The sequence below is a fragment of the Clostridium nigeriense genome, assembly GCF_050585245.1.
In the GTDB taxonomy this organism is placed as follows: Bacteria; Bacillota; Clostridia; order Clostridiales; family Clostridiaceae; genus Clostridium; species Clostridium nigeriense_A.
Genome location: NZ_JBNOOF010000003.1, coordinates 21,195 through 42,949, shown reverse-complemented (window position 1 = coordinate 42,949; position 21,755 = coordinate 21,195). Strand labels below are relative to the sequence as shown.

General features: G+C 28.4%; 20 protein-coding genes. All 20 read right to left on the bottom strand.

Annotated features, from left to right (window positions below):
* Positions 1-150 precede the first annotated feature (150 nt).
* On the bottom strand, positions 151-1,092 hold the full coding sequence (locus tag ACQPUY_RS06345) for a sugar kinase (RefSeq protein ID WP_430840301.1): 942 nt from the start codon (positions 1,090-1,092) through the stop codon (positions 151-153).
* 64 nt (positions 1,093-1,156) lie between these two features.
* Entirely contained in the window at positions 1,157-1,777 is a 621-nt protein-coding gene (locus ACQPUY_RS06340) for a bifunctional 4-hydroxy-2-oxoglutarate aldolase/2-dehydro-3-deoxy-phosphogluconate aldolase (protein WP_430840300.1), read from the bottom strand.
* A gap of 325 nt (positions 1,778-2,102) precedes the next feature.
* Entirely contained in the window at positions 2,103-4,145 is a 2,043-nt protein-coding gene (locus ACQPUY_RS06335) for a cellulase family glycosylhydrolase (RefSeq protein WP_430840299.1), read from the bottom strand.
* Between the two features lie 228 nt (positions 4,146-4,373).
* A complete protein-coding gene (gene rfbB / locus ACQPUY_RS06330; RefSeq protein WP_430840298.1) occupies positions 4,374-5,423 on the bottom strand; it encodes a dTDP-glucose 4,6-dehydratase in 1,050 nt (349 codons plus the stop codon).
* 5 nt (positions 5,424-5,428) lie between these two features.
* Positions 5,429-6,298, bottom strand: a complete 870-nt coding sequence (gene rfbA / locus ACQPUY_RS06325; RefSeq protein ID WP_430840297.1) for a glucose-1-phosphate thymidylyltransferase RfbA — start codon at positions 6,296-6,298, stop codon at positions 5,429-5,431.
* Positions 6,299-6,321: 23 nt separating this feature from the next.
* The gene (locus ACQPUY_RS06320; RefSeq protein ID WP_430840296.1) at positions 6,322-7,419 is read right to left on the bottom strand and encodes a DegT/DnrJ/EryC1/StrS family aminotransferase; all 1,098 of its coding nucleotides are present in this window, start codon (positions 7,417-7,419) and stop codon (positions 6,322-6,324) included.
* Positions 7,420-7,493: 74 nt separating this feature from the next.
* On the bottom strand, positions 7,494-8,192 hold the full coding sequence (locus ACQPUY_RS06315) for a WbqC family protein (protein ID WP_430840295.1): 699 nt from the start codon (positions 8,190-8,192) through the stop codon (positions 7,494-7,496).
* 12 nt (positions 8,193-8,204) lie between these two features.
* The gene (locus ACQPUY_RS06310) at positions 8,205-9,203 is read right to left on the bottom strand and encodes a glycosyltransferase family 2 protein (RefSeq protein WP_430840294.1); all 999 of its coding nucleotides are present in this window, start codon (positions 9,201-9,203) and stop codon (positions 8,205-8,207) included.
* 58 nt (positions 9,204-9,261) lie between these two features.
* Positions 9,262-10,290 carry an ATP-grasp domain-containing protein gene (locus ACQPUY_RS06305; protein WP_430840293.1) on the bottom strand — a complete coding sequence of 343 codons (1,029 nt, stop codon included), beginning with the start codon at positions 10,288-10,290 and terminating at the stop codon, positions 9,262-9,264.
* 64 nt (positions 10,291-10,354) lie between these two features.
* Positions 10,355-11,818: a lipopolysaccharide biosynthesis protein gene (locus ACQPUY_RS06300; protein WP_430840292.1), complete on the bottom strand. Its 1,464-nt coding sequence runs from the start codon at positions 11,816-11,818 to the stop codon at positions 10,355-10,357.
* Positions 11,819-11,848: 30 nt separating this feature from the next.
* On the bottom strand, positions 11,849-12,850 hold the full coding sequence (locus ACQPUY_RS06295; protein WP_430840291.1) for a glycosyltransferase family 2 protein: 1,002 nt from the start codon (positions 12,848-12,850) through the stop codon (positions 11,849-11,851).
* Between the two features lie 48 nt (positions 12,851-12,898).
* Positions 12,899-14,089 carry an O-antigen ligase family protein gene (locus ACQPUY_RS06290; RefSeq protein ID WP_430840290.1) on the bottom strand — a complete coding sequence of 397 codons (1,191 nt, stop codon included), beginning with the start codon at positions 14,087-14,089 and terminating at the stop codon, positions 12,899-12,901.
* Positions 14,090-14,141: 52 nt separating this feature from the next.
* Positions 14,142-15,152 carry a glycosyltransferase family 2 protein gene (locus ACQPUY_RS06285; RefSeq protein WP_430840289.1) on the bottom strand — a complete coding sequence of 337 codons (1,011 nt, stop codon included), beginning with the start codon at positions 15,150-15,152 and terminating at the stop codon, positions 14,142-14,144.
* 11 nt (positions 15,153-15,163) lie between these two features.
* Positions 15,164-16,066 (bottom strand): hypothetical protein, encoded by a 903-nt coding sequence (locus ACQPUY_RS06280; protein WP_430840288.1) that lies wholly within the window; start codon positions 16,064-16,066, stop codon positions 15,164-15,166.
* Positions 16,066-16,815, bottom strand: coding sequence for a WecB/TagA/CpsF family glycosyltransferase (locus ACQPUY_RS06275; protein ID WP_430840287.1), 750 nt, complete (start codon positions 16,813-16,815; stop codon positions 16,066-16,068). Before ACQPUY_RS06275 ends, ACQPUY_RS06280 begins: the two co-directional genes overlap by 1 nt.
* Positions 16,816-16,830: 15 nt before the next feature.
* The gene (locus ACQPUY_RS06270) at positions 16,831-17,763 is read right to left on the bottom strand and encodes a GDP-L-fucose synthase family protein (protein WP_430840286.1); all 933 of its coding nucleotides are present in this window, start codon (positions 17,761-17,763) and stop codon (positions 16,831-16,833) included.
* Between the two features lie 28 nt (positions 17,764-17,791).
* Entirely contained in the window at positions 17,792-18,862 is a 1,071-nt protein-coding gene (gmd, locus tag ACQPUY_RS06265; protein ID WP_430840285.1) for a GDP-mannose 4,6-dehydratase, read from the bottom strand.
* Between the two features lie 26 nt (positions 18,863-18,888).
* Positions 18,889-19,935, bottom strand: a complete 1,047-nt coding sequence (locus ACQPUY_RS06260; protein ID WP_430840284.1) for a mannose-1-phosphate guanylyltransferase — start codon at positions 19,933-19,935, stop codon at positions 18,889-18,891.
* Positions 19,936-19,990: 55 nt separating this feature from the next.
* On the bottom strand, positions 19,991-20,647 hold the full coding sequence (locus tag ACQPUY_RS06255; RefSeq protein ID WP_430840283.1) for a CpsD/CapB family tyrosine-protein kinase: 657 nt from the start codon (positions 20,645-20,647) through the stop codon (positions 19,991-19,993).
* A 10-nt stretch (positions 20,648-20,657) separates the two neighbouring features.
* Positions 20,658-21,335 carry a YveK family protein gene (locus ACQPUY_RS06250; RefSeq protein WP_430840282.1) on the bottom strand — a complete coding sequence of 226 codons (678 nt, stop codon included), beginning with the start codon at positions 21,333-21,335 and terminating at the stop codon, positions 20,658-20,660.
* Positions 21,336-21,755 lie beyond the last annotated feature (420 nt).

Here is a 21,755-nt window from a genome sequence, read left to right as displayed (position 1 = left end):
AGATGTTAATATTATATTACTACCATTTGAAACCGTAGTCAATGACTTTTCAGAAAATTTTTTATAAAAAATAAATTTATATTGTAAACCTTTTTGAAATTGCTGAGCAAATAAAAAAAGGAGATAAGAAATCTCCTTTTTTTTATTTATTTAGATTCTTTTTTCTATAAATTCTTTTAGCTCATCTTGTGTCGGTAAACCCTCATTATCACTTGAATATGTAACTTGAATTGCACCAATTGCATTGCCTCTTATAGCACACTCTTTAATTGATAATCCTTCTAATTTTCCGCTTAATACTCCTACAGCAAAGCCATCTCCTGCCCCTACTGTATCTACTACTTTCTCAACTTTAAATCCTAGTTGTTCAAAACTATCATTTCCACTTCTCACATAAGCTCCCTTGCTACCATTCTTTATAACAACTTCTTTAATACCAAGGTTTTGATAAAAATCAGCTATTTTTTCTACATCGTCACTTCCAGTTAATATTAAACCTTCTGCTACACCTGGTAATATTAAATCACATTTTTTTGCTAAATCATTTATAACTTCAATCATAACTTCTTGACTTTCCCATAAAGCTGGTCTTAAGTTTGGATCAAAAGTTACATAAACTCCTCTTTCTTTTGCTCTTTCAATTAAACGATATGTAGCTTCTCTACAGCTTGATGATAATGCTGGTGGTATTCCGGTTACATGAAGAAGTTCAACTCCATCAAAATCAACATTATCAATATCTTCTGGAATAATATGTGAAAATGCTGATCCCTTTCTATAATAAGCCGTTACAGGATCCCCATTAGAAACTTTACTTTTAAACATTAATCCTGTTTTATTTAAACTATCAAATGTTATAAATTCTGTTCCTATTTTCTCTTTATCAATAAACTTTTTAACATATAAACCTAAATGATCATCACCTAATCTTGTTATATATGAAACAGCATGTCCCAATCTTACAAGACCTGTACAAACATTCAGCTCTGCACCTGCTACAGATTTTTCAAATAAATTTACATCCTCTAATTCTCCTTCAACTTGAGCTGTAAATAGAGCCATTGGCTCCCCAAATAATAGTACTCTACTCATATTACATTTTCTCCTTGATACCTTAATAGTATAAATTATATAAACAATTTATTTTCTCAAATTATTATTTAGTAGCTTGTATTAATTTTTCACAACGTTTTCTTAACAAGTCAAGGTTAGATACATTTATTCCCTTAGTTAGATATCCACCAAATCCTGTTGCATAAGCACCATTTTCGAACCACTCTTTAACATTCTTATCATCAACTCCACCAGTTGGCATCATTTCAATAAATGGCATTGGAGCCTTAATGTCTTTAATCATTTTCATTGAAATACAATCTCCTGGAAATAACTTAACTACATCACTACCTGCTAAATATGAATTATAAACTTCTGTTGGTGTTGCAGCTCCCATTGAGCAAAATACATCTTTTTCCCTACAATAAGCCCCTACTTCTTCTACAATACAAGGTGACACTACAAAGTCAGCTCCATTATCTATTGCAAGTTTCGCTTGTTCTTTAGATAATACTGTTCCTGCTCCTATAAGTGCATTTGGTAACTCCTTCTTTAAATCAGAAATTAATTTTTCTGCATTTGGAAGACTAAATGTAATTTCTAAAGAAGTGATTCCTGATTCTACAAGAGTTTTACATATAAGCTTTGCTTCTTCAATATCATTACCTCTAATTACTGCAATTAATTTGTTCTTCATTAACTCTTTTACTTCTTTTTTATTCATAACACTATCTCCTTTACTTATCTTTTTTAATTTATTTTTATAAAAATGAAATATATATTAATATACCTATTTCCATGCATTTAACATTTTGCTTATAATAACGTTTCCATAAAAACTAGCATCTGATAATTACTCTATTTTTAATAAAAAATAATTATCACTACTAGAAATTCAATCATACTGACATTATAGCAATTTAACGTATTAACATATTAATATTATACGTTCACTGTTATTTACTGTCAATGCTTTGATTTATATATAAATAAACCCTTAGTGGAATAATCTTAGTTATTCCGCTAAGGGTCCTTATTTTAAACTCTAATTAAATTTTTTTAACTAATGTGATACCAGCACCTAATACTACAACTGCTGTAACTAATAAATACATTGGATTATTTTTACCTGTTTGAGGTAATTTATTAGTTGTAATATTATTTTGATTTTGTCCTTTATTTTGACCTGGTTTGCTATCATCTTGATCTTTTCCTTGATTATTGTCATCTGGGCTTTCTCCTGAACTGTTATCATCAGGATTTTCTCCTGGATTGCTATTATCTTGGTCTTGTCCTTGATTATCATCTCCAGGAATTTCTTCTGGAACTCCTATTACATTCTCTCCGTTTTTAACTAAAGTATAATTTATTACTTGTCCATCATAAAACTCAAAAGTAAACTTAATTTTTCCATCTTGTACAGAAGAATCATTAAAGAAGCTATTTAAAATATCTATTGTTCCATTATTATAATCTACTGAAAATGAACCATTAAGTTGCAAATAACCCCACCAGCTAGAATTTGGCCCAACTATATTTCCATTTTCATCATAGGCTGTAACTCTTCTTAATTTTGCTCCATTGAAATCTACTGGAATACTAATTTTTGATGTTGTTCCTGTAGTTTCTGATAATACAGGCTTTGAATATTTTACTAGATATTGATGCCAATTAGCTCCTGAAGAGAATTTAATTAATAAGTCATCAATTTCACCATATTCATTAGCATCTAAAGCATTAAATTTATTATTTACATATGTTGATAAAAGAGTTATTGTTGCATTTTCTTCATTATAAGTAAAATCAACACCTTCTATTAAACCTTGAATTCCTTCAAAAGTATTACCATTTAAAGTAAGCTTTATTTCTAAAACTGAATCTATAGCCTTAGATAAATATATTGTATTTAAATCTGTTACATAGGAAGATCTTTGTCCATTTAGTCCTGCATCTAACATTTCACCAACTATTGGCTTCTTCCAAGAATAATTTTCAGTATCCAACCTATTAATTCCTGATCCATTATCCCAGAACATTAAGCTTACTTCATTTTCCCTTGCTAAGTAATTCATATATTCATAATACTTTAATTCTTCTCCTAATTGATTAACTTCACTCCCAGCATCATATCCTAGAAGTCCCCATTCGCCAATTACTACTCCAATACCATTAGAAGTAAAGGTATTATTAAGTATATTAAATAAATCATTTGCTGCTGCTCTTGCAGTATATTCATTACTCCAATCATAAAGAGGTTCATCAAACCCTGTCTTTCCAAGATTTGAGCTAAATACCCATTCACTATAATAATGTACTGTAGCTATAATATTTTCATCATTTAAACTCTTAATAAAATTATAAGTTGCCTCACTTTTTTCAGTTCCATGATTAGTGTTCATTGTAGGAATTATTATCATTCTTGTATCATTATTTCCACCAGAATTTCTAATAGCATTATAGGCAGCTAAATTAATCATATCTAATTTATCTTGAGCTGTAATTTCCCCTGTATCACTAAAATCAGGCTCATTTATTGTTTCAAATGAAACCTTATCTGAATAATCTTTAAAAGTATCTGAAAGTTGTTCCCATATATCTATAAACCTTTTATACTCCTCAGACTCCTTATTGCCATCCCATTTTGAAAGCCATATCCAAGAATCATGATGCATATTAATCATAACGTAAAGACCTTCATCAACAGCCCAGCTAACAACTTCTTTATATCTTTCTACCCAATTGCTATCTAATATATATTCTCCATCAATTTCTGAATATCTTCTATAACTTGTCATTGGAATACGAATACTATCATATCCCTTTTCTTTAATTGAGTGAATAAGCTCCTTAGTAACAGTAGGATTACCCCAAGCTAATTCTCCTCCATCTTCTTTATTTAGATCTCCATCAAAACCATCAAAAGAATTCCCTAGGTTCCAGCCATTTCCCATAGCTTCAACATAAAGCTGTGAAGGTGTCTTAAAATTTTCTTCTGCAAATGCAATCTTAGATTTGCCAATAGCACTTGATAGTACCATAGATAATGTCATCGTGTAAGCTATTATCTTACTAAATGCTTTCAGTTTTCTCATAAATTCTCATCTCCTCTAACTTAATAAAAATTAACTATCCAAGGAAATGATAACATTTTCATAGTTTTAATTATACACAAAAAACTTCACTTAAAAAGCAGTATTTTTTACATGTTTTACCAAACAAATTAACCCATAGTATCCTACTATGGGCCCTTATATAAGCTCTAACCTATAAATTGAATTTATTTAAGATTAGAATTCAATTTCTGCATTATTACTCATTAATTATTTATACATATTCTCATAATATTTTTGATAATCTCCAGATGTTACGTTATTCATCCATTCTTTATTATCTAGATACCACTTAATAGTTTTAACTATTCCAACTTCGAATGTTGTTTCTGGATACCATCCTAATTCATCTTTTAGCTTTCTTGGATCTATTCCATATCTTCTATCATGACCTTTTCTATCTTCAACAAACTTCTTCAAGTTTTTAGTTACTTTAATATCAACATTTTCATTTATATATTTAATAACTTTATCTACTATTTGGAGGTTAGTTCTTTCATTATGTCCACCAACATTATAAACTTCTCCAATTCTTCCATTATTAATAACCATATCTATAGCCTTAGCATGATCTTCAACATATAGCCAATCTCTTATATTTAACCCATCCCCATAGATAGGTAAATCTTTTAATTTAAGACAATTGTTTATAATAAGTGGTATTAATTTTTCTGGGAATTGAAATGGTCCATAGTTATTAGAACATCTAGTTATATTAACAGGCATTTTATAGGTATCTCCATATGACTTTACCATCATATCTGATGCAGCCTTGCTTGCTGAATATGGGCTATGAGGATCTAATGGCGTTGTCTCCATAAAATATCCCTCATCTCCTAATGATCCATATACTTCGTCTGTTGAAACATGTAAGAATTTAACTCCTGCTTTCCAGCCTTCTTCTCTTTCCCAAGAATTCTTTGCACAGTTTAATAAATTTACTGTTCCAAGCACATTAGTTTTAACAAAAACTTCTGGTTCTCTTATACTTCTATCAACATGGGATTCTGCTGCAAAATGAACTACATAATCTATTTCATACTTCTCAAATAATGATGATACAAGCTTAGCATCACATATATCACCTTGAACAAATATATGTCTTTCATCATTTTCTATCCCCTTTAAGTTTTCTAAATTTCCCGCATAAGTTAATTTATCTAAATTTATTATTTTTATATCTTTATATTTTTTAAGCATATATAATACAAAGTTTGAGCCTATAAACCCTGCTCCACCAGTTACTAAGTAAATTTTCATAGTATCTACCCCTCATTTATTATATCTAATAAATATTTACCATACCCTGTATTAATCATTTTTTCTGCTAATACTTTAACTTGCTCCTTAGAAATCCAGCCTTTTCTATATGATATCTCCTCTAAACAAGCAATATAGGTTCCTTGAGTGTTTTGTATTGCCTCTACAAAGTTAGAAGCCTGCAACATTGAAGCATGAGTTCCTGTATCTAACCATGCCATTCCTCTACCAAACAATTCAACCTTTAAAGATTTCTCCAACATATAAAGTTTATTTAAATCAGTGATTTCAAGTTCTCCTCTTTTTGAAGGCTTTAAAGATTTGGCTTTTTCTACTACCCTATTATCATAAAAATATAATCCTGGAACAGCATATTTTGATTTGGGATGCCTTGGCTTTTCTTCTAAAGAAATAACATTTTTATTTTCATCAAACTCTACTACCCCAAATGCTTTTGGATTATGAACATAATAACCAAATATCTGAGCTCCATATTTTAACCTACTTGCAATATCTAAATAATAGCCCAATCCTTGTCCATAAAAAATATTATCTCCTAATATTAGTGAAACACTATCATTATCTATAAATTTTTCTCCTATAATAAATGCTTCTGCTATCCCATTAGGCTTTTCTTGTATAGCATATTCAATATTTAAACCTAAACTACTTCCATCACTAAATAATTTTTTAAAATTCCCAATATCTCCAGGAGTAGAGATTATTAAAATATCCTTTATCCCAGATAACATCAATACAGACATAGGATAATAGATCATTGGTTTATCATAAATTGGAACCATTTGTTTTGACATAGCCTTTGTTACAGGATATAACCTGGTTCCACTTCCACCCGCTAAAATTATCCCCTTCATTATATACCTCCAATTTATAAGGATTAATTTAGTATAACATCACAAATTCTATCTACATCTTCTAAAGATAAATCTGCATAAAGTGGCAATGTTAGAACTCTTTCAGATATATATTTAGCAACCGGAGTTGTATTTACTTGAAATTTATCTTTATAACATTCAAAAGAATTAGTTAATGGATAGAAATACTTTCTTGCTATTATTCCTTCACTTTCTAATTTTTCAAGTATTTCATCACGATTATATTTATAATCATCAAAAACTACTGGATAATATCCATAATTGCTCTTTACTCCATCTTGTGGTTTACATATCTTTATTCCATTAACATTTCTTAATCTAGAGTTATATTTTTCTACTACTAACTTTCTTTTATTTATCTCATTATCTACATGTCTAAGATTACAAATTCCCATGGCTGCTTGAAATTCATTCATTTTTGCATTTCCAGCTACAGATTTCACAGATTCTGGCCCATTAAGCCCAAAGTTTTTTAGTCCTTCTAGTACATCTTTTAATAATTCATCCTTAAAAGTTACAGCTCCCCCCTCAATTGTGTTAAATACCTTTGTAGCATGAAAGCTAAACATTGATGCATCACCAAAAGTTCCGATTCCAACACCATTTACTTTAACACCAAAAGTATGAGCAGCATCATATATAACTTTTAAATTATATTTTTTAGCTATTTTATCTATTTCTTTAACATTACATACATTTCCATATACATGAACTGGAATTATCGCCGAAGTTTTTTCAGTGATTAATTTTTCAATTTTAGTAACATCTATTGTATAATCTTCTGAATTAATATCACAAAAAATAGGTGTAAGACCATTTCTAAATATTGCATTAGTTGTTGAGACAAAAGTAAAGGGAGTGGTTATTACTTCCCCCGTAAGCTTTAAAGCCACTATTATAGACTCTAAAGCAAGATGTCCATTTGTAAAAAGTGATATATTTTTATCTTCTAAATAATCTAATAATCTCTTTTCTAGCTCTTTATGCTTTACACCCATATTAGTTAGCCAATAACTATCCCATAATTCTCTTATTTCTTGAATATACTCTTCAAATTCAGGCATAGATGAGCGAGTAACTTGAATTAAAGACAATAACATCACACCCCTTTATTACTAACTATTTCTTAATTATAAAAATATGAAATTTATTTTTCATAAACTCTACTCATATTTCACAATAATTTAAACTTAACTAACTTATCATTTATATCTTCCTTTGAGTTGAACATCATAACATCAATAATTGATAAATTATTAATAAAATCATTATTGAATTGTTTATACTCAATTGGATCTGTATTTAAAAATTTAAGTTCTATTCCACTTTCTGAAAATTTTTTATAAGAATATAATTTTCGACCACCAATTGCATTATAATATTCACTTCCCCCAAGAATCCTACAAATTTCTATAATCTTATCCTGTGCTTTTAAATCATTATTTTTACTTATATTAGATGAAATAATTATCTCAGTATTAATTGATAAGTACTTAGAAATCCTTCTTATCGAATATTCAAGATTATTTGCTAAATTTTTCTTATCACAATTAATTATTTCTCTAATAATAGGAAATACCTCATTAAAATATGGAGCCTTTTTATAACATTTATCTATAGTTGTAAGAAGTTTTCTATTATAAACTTTATCATTAGCAGCTTCTATCTCATTAATCAATTTATTTGGGCTAGCTCCTTTCATTTTTAAATTAATGAACTTTGCTTCACCATTAATAAGAATTCTATTTCTATTTATCCATCCACCCTTTTTAAAATTTACATCATCATATATAACGTATTTATCTACAGCATTAATCAATTGCCAATACCCTATATAAGGGAAAAAATATGGTTGCATTATTCCTATCTTCATTTCTTTATCCTCTTAAGTTTTAAAATTATATATACAAATATTTATATATTTTATTACTTCCTTTATTATTTGGGTTACTTTAGGAAAATAATATTTTATATTAACCTTAAATTTATCATTAATTTTTAGATTATTATAATATTCCTTACATTGTGATTTCTTTATCTCACCTTTTTTCCTACTTATTAATAATATCAACATTTTCCTATTATTAATCACCAGATCAATTGTTTTCTTATATCTATGCATTGTATAAATATCAAATCCCTTTAGCAATTTAATATCATTTTCACAATTTTTAATATCTTTATCTTTTGAATCATTTCCTGAATTTAAATTTGTTGTCCAAGAGCCCTGAATTCCAACTCTATATGAAGACATAGATTCATCTATATAATATACTTGTCCTTTGCTTGCAAGTATTAATTGAAGTGGGTAATCTTCAACGTGAGCATCCATATAAAACTGTGGTATGTCTTTAAGTGCATTTTTGTAATACATAATAGATGCTGTTGCACAAAAACCTCCCCCACCCATTATTAAATCATCTATTGAAACAATACGGCTCTCTTTATATGGTCTAACTTTTTTCCCTTGAAACATTTTATTAGCATCTACTATATCTGCTGAATGAATACACATGCTACATTCAGGATTTTTTCTCATATAATCTACCTGCTTTTGTAACTTATATGAATCAGTCCAATAATCATCCCCCTCACACAATGCAATATATTTACCAATTGCTCTAGGATTATTAAATGTATAGAACATTTTTTGCAACCCTTCTTTGTATTGATTTTCAGTTTGATATATTGGCTTAATGATATTAGGGTATCTTCTTTCATAATCTCTTATTATATCAACAGTTCCATCAGTTGAAGCATCATCATGAATAATTATTTCAAAATCAAAATCTGTTTTTTGCATTAAAAAGCTATCTAATGCATCAGATATATATTTTTCATGATTATATGTTATGCAACTTATACTTACTAAAGGTCTATTCATGATTTCCTCCTTACATGATAAAACATAGACTTTACTATTTTTCATTCTCATTCTCCCTCTAATTTTCTGATATATCAGTTTTAATAGGAACTATATTAATATCCTTATGAGCTATTAATACTTTCTTCTCAATTAAAAGCGATTTATCAACCTCTTTACCTTCTAACCAATAAACTATTGCCTGAGGTAGGTTTACTCCTGACATATGAGAGAATGGATATCCCCCTCCAAATCTTGCATTCATATCTAGAATATATGGAATGTCATTAGATAAAAAAACATCCATATCTAAATTAGAAATATGCTTCAATTTACTACTTATTTCTTTACCTAAACTCTTCATAATCTCACTTTCAATAATTTCAGCACAATCAGTTTCTCCAGAACGCATCATTAATTTTTTCTTTACTATAGTATTTTGATATTCTCCATTTAAATTATTTATTACATCTAATCCATATTCTTGACCTTTAAGCTTTTCTTGTATTAAGATACTTTCTTCCATCTTTTCCATTGATTCATACTTAAGATAGGTATCCGTTACATTTCTAATTGCTCTTTTATATAAAACCACTAACTCTTCTTCATTTTCAGCCTCATAAACAGAAATAGAGCCCATTCCCCATCTTGGCTTAATTATTACTGGATATTCTATTTCTTTATCTCTTAGAGCTAAAATAGCTGAATTTAATCCTAAAAATGTCTTAGGAGAATTAAAATTATTATTAATTAAAAAATCATAAGTTTGCCACTTATCATTACATATATTAATTACAGCTTCATCAGATACAATAACTTTGGTACCAATATCTTCAAACTCCTTCTTATTTGAAGATAGAATTGGTAGATCGATGTCAAATAAAGATATTATTGAGTTAATATTATTTTCTATACAATAATTTTTTAAAAAAGATACATAATTATCATCATATATTAATGGTGTAACTACACTTTTATCAGCATATTGAAAAGCTGGGCTAATATAACTACTATTAGAGACATGAACTTTGCCCGTTTCACATAATGCTTCCTTAAAATACTTAACTAAGTAGCTTCGTCTTCCCACTGATGTTAGTAATATATTCATTATTACTCCTCCCAAATGAATTTTCCTTACTATTCAATACTTCTAAATTATGAAACAAATATAATTACTTATTATTTTTAATTAATATGCCTTTTATTGTAGATATTAAATATTCATAACATTCTAGTTTAAATAATTTAGCTAGACCAATATATACTACCGCACCTGTAAACACTTGAATTACTAATATCAAATATGGAGATATATTTAAAAATAAGAATCCATAGACTGCTAATCCCATAATTAAAGATAAAATTAATGAAGGAAGTATATCTTTTATTTGTTCTTTATAGCCATAATTTAAAAGCTTCAAATTTGGATATGCATTTATAAACGAAGAAATTATTCCTGATAACAATCCACCTAAAGCAATTGCATATATACCATAATTCATAGAAATAATTAAAATAGTAACTCCAAGAATTTTTTTAATAATTTCTAGTTTTAAAAATATATCGCTTCTTCCAAGGGCATTAATAGCTTGTAAGTTAGAAGTGTGTATAGGCCATAAGGCATATGTTAAACAGAAAATCTGCATAAATGGTACACATGGCAACCATTTATCTGTTAAAAGTATTTTTATTAAAGGCTCTCCTACAGCAGCTAGCCCTATCATAAGTGGAAATATTAAAAATGAGCTTGTTACAATTGATCTTCTGACTAATTCTTTTACTCTTTTTCTATTCTCTTGTTCTGCAGATAAGGTAGGTAGCATAACGGATTGAATTGAACCATTAATATTATTAACTATTAATTGAGGAAACTGCTCGCCCCTATTATAGAAAGCTAACATATCAGATGTATAAACTTTTCCTACAATAAGTCCTCTTAAATTCATATATAATGTATCTATTAAAGAAGATACTAATAACTTCCACCCATAAGAAAATAAATCTCCTACCCTATTAATAGAAAAAATTAGTTTTGGCCTCCATTTTAATGTAAACCAAAGTATAAAGGTTATAGACACTTGATTTGCTATTTGTTGTGCCACTAGTGCCCAAACTCCAAGCCCTAAATAAGCTAAAGTTATCCCAACTATACCTGATATTAATATAGAAAATACGCTTACTATGAATAATTTTTTAAACTGCATGGTTCTTGCAATTATTGAATTTTGGATAGAATTAAATGCTCCAAAGAATAATATAATTGATAATACTCTTAATACTTGTTTTAATTCTAAAATTCCGTAAAAATCAGCTATAAAAGGAGAAGTAAAAAATAGAAGAATATAAAGTACAATAGATACAAATAAACTTATATATAGTACAGATGAGAAATCCTCTTCTTTTACATCCTTTTTTTGAATTAATGCAGTATTAAATCCACTTTGAATAAAAACATTAGCTAATGATATAAATATTGTTATCAGTGATATAATTCCATAATCGTTAGGTGATAGAATTCTAGCTAATACAACTTGTACTATAAATTGTATTCCTTGAACTCCCCCTCGTTCCATCAACTTCCAGAATAAACTATTGATAACTTTTCTTTTAGTATTTTGGCTATCACCTTCAATCATTTGAATATCCCCCCCATATAACGTAAGCTACTATTTTATATTTAAATTATATACACATATTCTTATATACCTTATTATCGTTTTTATTTCTTGAATTATTTTAGGAAAATAATATTTCATATTAACCTTAAATTTATCATTAATTTTTAGACTATTATAATATTCTTTACATTGTGATTTCTTTATCTCACTTTTTTTCCTACTTATTAATAATATAAGCATTTCCCTTTTGTTAATTGCTAAATTAATTGTTTTCCTATATCTGTGCATAGTATAAATATCAAATTTCTTTAATAGTTTAATATCATTTTCGCAGTTTTTAATATCCTTCTCTTTGGAATCATTTCCTGAATTTAAATTTGTTGTCCAAGATCCTTGAATTCCAACTCTATAGGCAGACATAGATTCATTTATATAATATACTTGCCCTCTACTTGCAAGTATTAATTGAAGTGGGTAATCTCCAACATGAGCATCCATATAAAATTGTGGTAAGTCTTCAAATGCTTTCTTATAATACATAATAGATGCTGTTGCACAGAACCCTCCACCTCCCATTATTAAATCATCTATTGAAACAATACAACTTTCTTTATATGGTCTAACTTTTATCCCTTGAAGCCTTTTTTCACCATCTATTATATCTGCTGAATGAATACACATACTGCATTTAGGATTTTTTTTCATATAATCTACTTGCTTTTGTAACTTATATGGATCAGTCCAATAATCATCCCCCTCACATAGTGCAATATATTTACCACTAGCCCTGGAGTCATTAAATATATGAAACATTCTTTGTCTTCCTTTGCTATATTGATTTTCACTTTGATATATTGGCTTAATAATATTGGGATATTTTTTTTCATAATCTCTTATTATATCAGCAGTTCTATCATTCGAAGCATCGTCATGAATAAGTATTTCAAACTCAAAATCTGTTTTTTGCATTAAAAAACTATCTAATGCATCGGATATATACTTTTCATGATTGTATGTTATGCAACTTATACTTACTAAAGGTTTATTCACACTTTCCTCCTTTATAATAAAAACATAGAATTTACTATATTTTTATTATTATCCTCTTGATTCAATAGTAATATTAGTATTTTCATAAAGAAGTGATAAGCACAAACTAAATGGAGCCCAAAATTCAATTGCTGAAATTGTATTATCTGTAAAACTATAAAACATAAATCCGATAATCACTGCTCTTACCATTCCTTTCCTACTTTTGCCAAAACAATTATTTTTATAAACTATAGAAAATATAATTATAAAGCAAATTAATAATATTCCTAAGCCTATATAACCACCTTCTACAAAAAATTTAATATATTCATTATGTGGAGAAAGAAACCCTAAGCGAGTGAAAAATTCATCAAGAGTTTTAATATAACCAATACCTAATCCCATACTTCTATTCCCCTGAGATAACTTCAATGTCTCCTGCCATACATAAAATCTACTTGATGTATTTAAAAAACCTACTCCATAATCAGCTCCTATATTTAGAGTTCTAGATATCATTCTGCCAAACATTAAATAACCAATAAAAATAATTATCGGTGAAAATAATACTCCATATACTAATGTCCTTTTCTTTAACTTTTTTATATGTGGTATAATGATTGGAATAAATAAAATAAGAGAAAAAATAGTACCACCTCTCATTTGCGATAAAAATGTAATTATTAAGTTAATAATTATGAACTTTCCATACTTCTTTTTACCAAATCTCTCAACTAGAACTGCAGCTGCGTACATACCAATGGAAGAATAAAAGACTAAATGGGATGTCATACCAGCAGATACTATTCTCAAGTCACTTGATAAAAAAAATCCTTTCATTAAAATTCCTATAGCAACATTAATAATCGCTAAATAACTCAATACTTTTAATCCCTTTATTACATCATTTTCATTCCATTTTATATAGAACATTAAAACCCCTATTGAAAGTGTAGAAAATGCAGTAATAAAATCAATAAATGAATATGCGGTTGTTTCCGAAGAAAATACTACTATTAAATTTATACAAAATAATATTCCTAATAAACCCAGTGGAATCTTTGTAGTTCTTTTCATACCATATTTGAATATACATATAAGAATTGAAAATAAAATCAAGAATTTATTAATAAATAAAAAGTTTGTATATTTATCTAGTCCAAATTCACATATAAGCATACCTACAGATAGAAATATTGAATACTTTGGTTTAATAAATAAACATACTATATACATAATTAAACTAATAATTCCCATAAAGTTAATTATTATAATCATAGCTCACCTTTCTAATAATTATATTTTTAAACTATTCTCTATATAATCCATTCTCCTTTAATAGAAATAATATATTAAATATCCTAGCAAAAATATAAATATTATTTTTACTTATACTTTTCATATATAAATGTCGCTTTGATTTTATTTTATTTAAATATAAATTTCTCTTCCAATTTGGAAAGTTTTTGTAGATTAGATCATATGTTTTCTTTAGTAATTCATTTCTTATTTTTTTATCTTTTATTCTACAAATACGCTCCATAGAACTACCTAGCATAATTCTTATATATAGGTATTCTAACTCACTATAATATTCTTTAAACAAGCCATTTTCTTTATAATAATTAATTATATTTTCTAGAATTCTAAAAATGTGAGCATTTTTTTCACCTTGAGTATTAGCAATTGAACCACGACGTTGAATATAATATACAAAAGGTTCCGAAACATAACTAGCTACCTTAATATAAGGAATTAGTTTGCAAAAAAACTCTGTATCTTCATAAATTAGCCCTTTTGGAAAAATCACACCAGACTTCATAATCATTTCTCTACGATAAATTTTATTCCAAGCTGCTGCAAGGGTATCAATAAACATATTTTTTTTATCAACATATTTTTTTGCCCTTACTAATTTCATTTTTCTGTTATAGACCTTATTATAATCACAAACAACAATATCACTATTTTCATCCTTTGCTTTACTATACATCTTCTCATACATCTTAATATCTATATAATCATCCGAATCAACAAAGCCAATGTACTCTCCATTACAGTATGACAATCCATAGTTTCTTGCATCAGATAGTCCCCCATTTTTTTTTATAAATGATTTAAGTAGGTGAGGAAATTTACTGGCATATTCATCTATTATATTTTGAGAATTATCTGTGGATCCATCATTTACAACAATAATCTCTATATCTTCTAAAGTTTGATTTACAAGAGACTCCAGACATTTTCTTATATACTTTTCAACATTGTAAACTGGAACTATTATACTTACCTTTACCATTCCTATTTTCTCACCCCTCATTTCATCATATACTACCAGTAGCTCCCCCCCTCCACTTTCTCCTTTTCTTTAGGAGTTTCCATACTTGATGGGCGAACCCAATACTCATTAAATAATTCTTTATATTCCGTCCTATCTTCCCAGCGCTTACCTTTTATACCAAATAGCAATTGTGTAGCACCTGCCATTAGAATTGCTTGTTTTCCCAAACTTTTAATATAACTTGCTAAAGGTACACCATATGCACCTGTCCCTATAATCGCTACATCAAAATCAATTTTTTCAATCTCACTACACATACTTTTTAAAGCTTCCAACCAACTTTCATATTCATCAGAACCTCCTAATGACTGTACAGCTTTAATATATGACACTTCTTTAAAATCAGGTAGAACTTCATCATTTTTAAATAATTTCTCCTTATTAATCAATTGCTTCTTTATAGTTTCAACAAAAGGATGAAGTATTAATAATTTCTTCCCTCTAATAGCCGATGACCATGGATTATCATAGAAGAAAGGTTCTAAAGACATAATATTTATCAACTTAGCAGTTGGACAATACTTTTTGTAAATATTTCTTTCTGCAGTAACCCCCCAGACAGCAAGGACATCGATATCTAAAATCCCTTCAGTATAAACTTCACAAAACTCTGCAATACTATTACTATCATTAGGGAAAACCCCTGATAGTTGTTTAATATTTTCTAAGTTTTCCTTATCAAAATCTTTATGATTCATCCATTTTTCTATACAACGACTTTCTGTTGCACCAAGTCTAGCAATCATACATGGTTCACCAGAAAGAATTAACTGTCTAATTAAGTCATTTCCGTCATATTCAGAAAGAATATTTTCATTTCTATATGAAGTTTTGAACCTAATAATTTTATAAATATTGGCTAAAACCTTTTTAACCTTATTATCATTATCCATTACAGTCCCCTTCTTCTCTTGTTTTCTTTAGTAATCTTCAATAAGAATTTTATATTAGTCTTCAAATACCTATTAAAAAGTCTCTTTGGATCTTGCATCAATCTATATAGCCATTCTAAACTACACTTTTGCATCCAAATTGGTGCTCTTTTTATCTTCTCTGCATAATAATCAAATCCAGCACCAACACCAAGCATTATTGCATTTATTTTATTTTTATGAATATGCATCCATTTTTCTTGTTTAGGAGCTCCAAGTCCTACCCAAAGAAAATCTACATCTTTAGAATTTATTTCATTTAAAATATCATCATTTTCTAGGGATACCTCTGATTTAAATGGAGGAGAGTACATTCCTACAATATTTAATTTAGGGTATTTCTCATTAAGTTTTATCTTTAATAACTCTAAAGTTTCTTGTGTACTTCCATAAAAATAATGCTTATATCCTTTTTCTTCTGATTCCTTAAATAAGGCTCCCATTAAATCTGGACCTGTTACTCTTTCAGCATTTTTAAATCCTCTTTTTTTACTTACAATTGAAAGTGGTTTGCCATCTGGAAGAGCTAGTGCTCCTCCGTTTTGAATTTGTCTATATTCTTCATCTTCATAAGCTGTAACAGTAGTATGAACATTTGAAATACAAATATAATTTCCTCTTAACTCTTCTAAATTTTCTTCAATGTATCTTACTGTTTCACTAAGATTGGTAACGGCTATATTAACACCTAATATATTGCAGAAGTCCACCTTTCTCCTCCAAATTTAAATTGCTACATTTTCCATAAACCATTTATAAGCCTCTCTTATTCCATCCTTTAATTCCATCTTATATTTCCAACCTGCATTTTCTAATTTACTTACATCTAATAGCTTTCTTGGAGTTCCATCTGGCTTTGTTGTATCAAAAACTATTTTCCCTTCATATCCAACAACTTCTTTTATAAGTTCTGATAAATCCTGTATCGTAATTTCCTTACCTGTCCCTATATTGAAGAAATCATTTCCTTCATAATTTTCCATTAAATAAATACATGCATCTGCCATATCTTCAGAGTATAGAAATTCTCTAAGTGGTGTACCACTTCCCCATACTACTACTTCCTTTTTACCACTTACTTTTGCTTCATGAAATCTTCTTATAAGTGCTGGCATCACATGAGAGTTTTCTGGATGAAAATTATCATATGGCCCATAAAGGTTAGTTGGCATTACGCTTATATAATTTGTTCCATATTGCTTATTAAAAAACTCACACATTTTAAGTCCAACTATTTTAGCTAAAGCATATGCTTCATTAGTTTCTTCTAAATATCCTGAAAGTAAATATTCTTCCTTTATTGGTTGTGGGCACATTTTAGGATAAATACAAGAGCTTCCTAAAAACATAAGCTTTTTAACTCCGTACTTATATGAATTTCCTATAACATTATTTTGAATTTGTAAGTTTTCATATATAAAATCTGCAGGATAAATTGAGTTTGCATATATTCCTCCAACCTTCGCAGCTGCTAAAAATACATACTCTGGTTTTTCTTCTTTAAAGAAATTTTCAACTTCCATTGAGCTCATAAGATCTAACTCCTTATGAGTTTTTCCTAGAATATTTGTATATCCTTTTTCATGTAATTTCCTAACTATAGCAGAACCTACAAGTCCTCTATGTCCAGCAACATAAATTTTACTATTCTTATCCATACGCCACCTTCTTATTAATTAATAGCACCTACTTCTTTTTCTCTATAAAATCTTGGGATCCAATTCCCGCTATTTCTTTCATATCAGCATCTACCATCATTGAAACTAATCCTTCAAAACTTACTTTTCTTTTCCATCCTAATTCTTTTTCTGCCTTCCTTGAATCTCCCCATAATAGGTCAACTTCTGATGGTCTAAAGTATCTTGGATTTACATCTACTAATAATCTTCCAGTGGCTTTATCATATCCCTTTTCATCTACTCCAGTACCTTTCCACACTATTTCGATTTCCACTTCCTTAAATGCTAAATTAACAAATTCTCTTACAGTGTGAGTTTCATTAGTTGCAATTACATAGTCACCCGGCTTATCTTGTTGAAGCATTAGCCACATTCCATATACATAGTCTCCTGCAAATCCCCAATCTCTCTTTGCATCCATATTCCCAAGAGATAATTTTTCTTGTTTTCCTGCTATAATTGATGCAACTGCTCTTGTAATTTTTCTAGTAACAAAGGTTTCACCTCTTCTTGGAGATTCATGATTAAATAAAATTCCATTACATGCAAATAAACCATAACTTTCTCTATAATTAACTGTTATCCAATAGGAATAAAGCTTAGCAGCTCCATATGGACTCTTTGGATAAAATTGAGTATTTTCACTTTGTGGTGCTGTATCAGGAAGCCCACCAAATAATTCTGATGTAGAAGCTTGATAGAATTTACATTTAACTCCTGTTTCCTTTATAGCATCTAAAATTCTTAATGTTCCAACTCCTGTTACTTCCGAGGTATATTCTGGAACCTCAAAAGATACAGCAACATGAGATTGTGCTGCTAAATTATATATTTCTATAGGCTTTATTTTTTCTATTAATCTATTTAAATTAGATGAATCTGTTAAATCACCATAGTGTAAGAATAAACTTTTATTACCTACTTCTGGATCTTCAAATAAATGATCTATTCTTGAAGTACTAATACTTGAATGTCTTCTAATTATCCCATGTACTTCATATCCTTTTTCTATTAATAACTCTGCTAAATATGATCCATCTTGTCCCGTTATTCCCGTAATTAAAGCAACTTTTTTCATTTATAGTTCCTCCAAATTTTAATCTATTAAACTATATTCTTTAATTCTTTAACATTAACTACATTTGATTTTTTACCAATTATTATTTTCCCATCACTTTCTATAACATATATATCGCTTAGTCCTTCAACTATCACATTATAGTTTGAAGAAACTAATAAATTGTTATTTCCTTTTAAACTTTTAGCTTGTCCTATAACTGAATTTCCCAAATCATCTTTTTTAGTATATCTTTCAAGTGCTTCCCAGCTTCCAATATCATCCCAACCAAAATTGCTAGGTATTACATATACCTCTTTTGATTTCTCTAAAACTGAGTAGTCTATTGAAATTGCTTCAGTATTTTTATACTCTCTATTAATTAAATCTTGTAACATTTCTTCTTTAGCATCATGAATATTATTAAGTGCTTTAAAAGTTTTTGGTGAATACTTACTTATTTCACTTAAGATATTATCTACAGTCCAGATGAACATTCCACCATTCCATAAATAATTACCATCATTTAAATACTTTTCTGCTAAATTTTTATTTGGTTTTTCAACAAAACTATCTACTTTTATAACTTCTCTTTCCATTGATTTGTATTTTTCGTTACTACATTTTATATATCCATATCCTGTTTCTGACCTAGTAGGTTCTATTCCAAGAGTTATAATTGCCTTCTTATTATTTTCTATAAATATCTCAGCAGCTAAAATTATTTTTCTAAATTCATCTTCATTACTAATTAAGTGATCTGATGGTAATACCACCATAGTTGCATCTTTATAATATCTTTTTATAATAATTGCAGATAATGCAATACATGGAGTTGTATTTCTTCCTTCTGGTTCAACTATAATGTTTCTATCTGCTAATTCAGGAAGCTGTTCTTTAACTAAATCTACATACATTTCTCCAGTACATACAAATATTCTTTCTATAGGAATAATAGGTTTTATTCTATTTACAGTCATTTGTATCATAGTTTCATCACCTATTAATTTTAGGAATTGCTTAGGTTTTTCTTCAGTGGATAAAGGCCAAAATCGTGTCCCTTTTCCACCAGCCATAATTAAAGCACATAACATTCTCATTCCCCCGTCTAATAAGCATTAATTCCTTCTAAATGTACCTAATAGTCCTTTATTTCTTATATTCGTAGTAATAATCATACTTATTTCTACTTGCATCAATTCCATTTAATACTATTCCAATTATATTGGCATTTACATTTTTTAATAAATCCACTGCATTTTTAACAGATTCTCTCTTTGTTTTCTCAGCCCTAACCACTAATATAGTTCCATCTGCCTTTGTAGATAAAATCTGAGCGTCTGTAACAACCTTCAGTGGAGGAGTGTCTAATATTATATAATCAAAAGTCTCTTTTAGAGATTCTAGTAAGTAACTCATAACCTTTGATGAAAGCATTTCAGATGGATTAGGAGATATTTTCCCCGATGTTAACAAAAATAAATTTTTATTATACATATGTGTAGCCATAGTTAAATCTGCTTTACCTATCATTACATCTGATAAACCAATTAAATTTGAAACTTTAAATCTCTTATGCATGCTTGGCTTTCTTAAATCGCAGTCTATTAGCATAACCTTTTTATCTACTTGAGCCATACATAATGCTAAATTCCCTGCTGTTGTAGACTTACCTTCTTCTGGCTCTGAACTAGTTACAACTATTACTTTATACTCCTTGTCAAAAGATGAATATTCTATATTTGTTCTTAATATTCTATAGCTTTCTGCTGCCATAGACTTAGGTTCTTTTTCAACTATAAACATAAACTTCCCCCTATAGCTCCTTTACTTTAGGAATCAAACCAATTACAGGAATATCTAATTCTAGTTCTGCTTGATCCTTATTTTTAAAGGTATTATCTAAGTATTCTAATAAAATTGCTATTCCAACTCCTGACATTAATCCTAGTAAGAATGCAATCCCAATATTCATTTCCTTATTGGGGCTAATCGGTTTTTCTGGTAATTCTACAGCTTCTATAATTTGAATATTTCCATTTGGAACCAGTTTATTAGAAGTTTTTATAAATTCATCAGATACTACTTCAATAACAGCCTTTGCTACTTGAGGGTTATTACTTTTATATTTAATTTCTAATATTTGTGTATCTGTTACTGTGACTACTGTTAAGTCTTCCAATATATCTAAAGGATCTATATCAAGATTAGTACTATCCAATCCTCTAGTAATTAAATCCTTAGTTTTAATAGTTTCAGAATAAGTCTTCATTAAATTTTGATACATAAGTACGTCACTTTGACTATAACTCTGATTTTCACTTTCATCTTTACCTATAAAAACCTTAGTACTTGCTTCATATTTAGGCTTGATTATAAAAAAACTAAGTACAGCTGAAATTATGGTTGCTATTAATGTTATTGATACTATCATTAACCATCTTTTCTTCAGCGCCTCAAACAGTTCGTCTAAATTTATTAATTGATCTTCCACTCTTTCTCCTCCCAATTAAAATAACTTCCTATATCCCAATAATTTATTATTAAAGTGCATATATAATACTATTTTTATCCACAAAACATTATTCCCAATTAACTATCTCTGAAATAAAAAATTATCTTTCTGATAAAGATTTATTTAACTATGATTCTAAAAAATATTCTATAAAAAAAATACATAATCCCTCATTTTAATATTCATTATATTCAGACATATTTAACAGTGTGCAAACTATAAAAATTACTTCTATAATTTAGATATTTGCCTAAAAATTTTTCTTAACTTTGTTATTTCCTACTTATTAAGAGGATAAACTTTTTATACTTTCCTATGCATTAAAAAAGCCCTTAGTAGAATACATATAATTGTTCTACTAAGGACTTTTTTATAATATGAATATTTATATATTATTAG

What these genes read in the sequence shown, in the direction of transcription:
- ACQPUY_RS06270 (WP_430840286.1), bottom strand. Translation starts at nt 17,763, where the DNA reads ATGGATAAGAATAGTAAAATTTATGTTGCTGGACATAGAGGACTTGTA.
- ACQPUY_RS06340 (WP_430840300.1), bottom strand. Translation starts at nt 1,777, where the DNA reads ATGAATAAAAAAGAAGTAAAAGAGTTAATGAAGAACAAATTAATTGCA.
- ACQPUY_RS06305 (WP_430840293.1), bottom strand. Translation starts at nt 10,290, where the DNA reads ATGAATATATTACTAACATCAGTGGGAAGACGAAGCTACTTAGTTAAG.
- rfbB (WP_430840298.1), bottom strand. Translation starts at nt 5,423, where the DNA reads ATGAAAATTTACTTAGTAACTGGTGGAGCAGGGTTTATAGGCTCAAAC.
- ACQPUY_RS06310 (WP_430840294.1), bottom strand. Translation starts at nt 9,203, where the DNA reads ATGAATAGACCTTTAGTAAGTATAAGTTGCATAACATATAATCATGAA.
- ACQPUY_RS06290 (WP_430840290.1), bottom strand. Translation starts at nt 14,089, where the DNA reads ATGGGAATTATTAGTTTAATTATGTATATAGTATGTTTATTTATTAAA.
- gmd (WP_430840285.1), bottom strand. Translation starts at nt 18,862, where the DNA reads ATGAAAAAAGTTGCTTTAATTACGGGAATAACGGGACAAGATGGATCA.
- ACQPUY_RS06315 (WP_430840295.1), bottom strand. Translation starts at nt 8,192, where the DNA reads ATGAAGATAGGAATAATGCAACCATATTTTTTCCCTTATATAGGGTAT.
- ACQPUY_RS06345 (WP_430840301.1), bottom strand. Translation starts at nt 1,092, where the DNA reads ATGAGTAGAGTACTATTATTTGGGGAGCCAATGGCTCTATTTACAGCT.
- ACQPUY_RS06300 (WP_430840292.1), bottom strand. Translation starts at nt 11,818, where the DNA reads ATGATTGAAGGTGATAGCCAAAATACTAAAAGAAAAGTTATCAATAGT.
- ACQPUY_RS06320 (WP_430840296.1), bottom strand. Translation starts at nt 7,419, where the DNA reads ATGTTATTGTCTTTAATTCAAGTTACTCGCTCATCTATGCCTGAATTT.
- ACQPUY_RS06260 (WP_430840284.1), bottom strand. Translation starts at nt 19,935, where the DNA reads ATGTTATGTGCTTTAATTATGGCTGGTGGAAAAGGGACACGATTTTGG.
- ACQPUY_RS06285 (WP_430840289.1), bottom strand. Translation starts at nt 15,152, where the DNA reads ATGAGGGGTGAGAAAATAGGAATGGTAAAGGTAAGTATAATAGTTCCA.
- ACQPUY_RS06335 (WP_430840299.1), bottom strand. Translation starts at nt 4,145, where the DNA reads ATGAGAAAACTGAAAGCATTTAGTAAGATAATAGCTTACACGATGACA.
- ACQPUY_RS06255 (WP_430840283.1), bottom strand. Translation starts at nt 20,647, where the DNA reads ATGTTTATAGTTGAAAAAGAACCTAAGTCTATGGCAGCAGAAAGCTAT.
- ACQPUY_RS06280 (WP_430840288.1), bottom strand. Translation starts at nt 16,066, where the DNA reads ATGGATAATGATAATAAGGTTAAAAAGGTTTTAGCCAATATTTATAAA.
- rfbA (WP_430840297.1), bottom strand. Translation starts at nt 6,298, where the DNA reads ATGAAGGGGATAATTTTAGCGGGTGGAAGTGGAACCAGGTTATATCCT.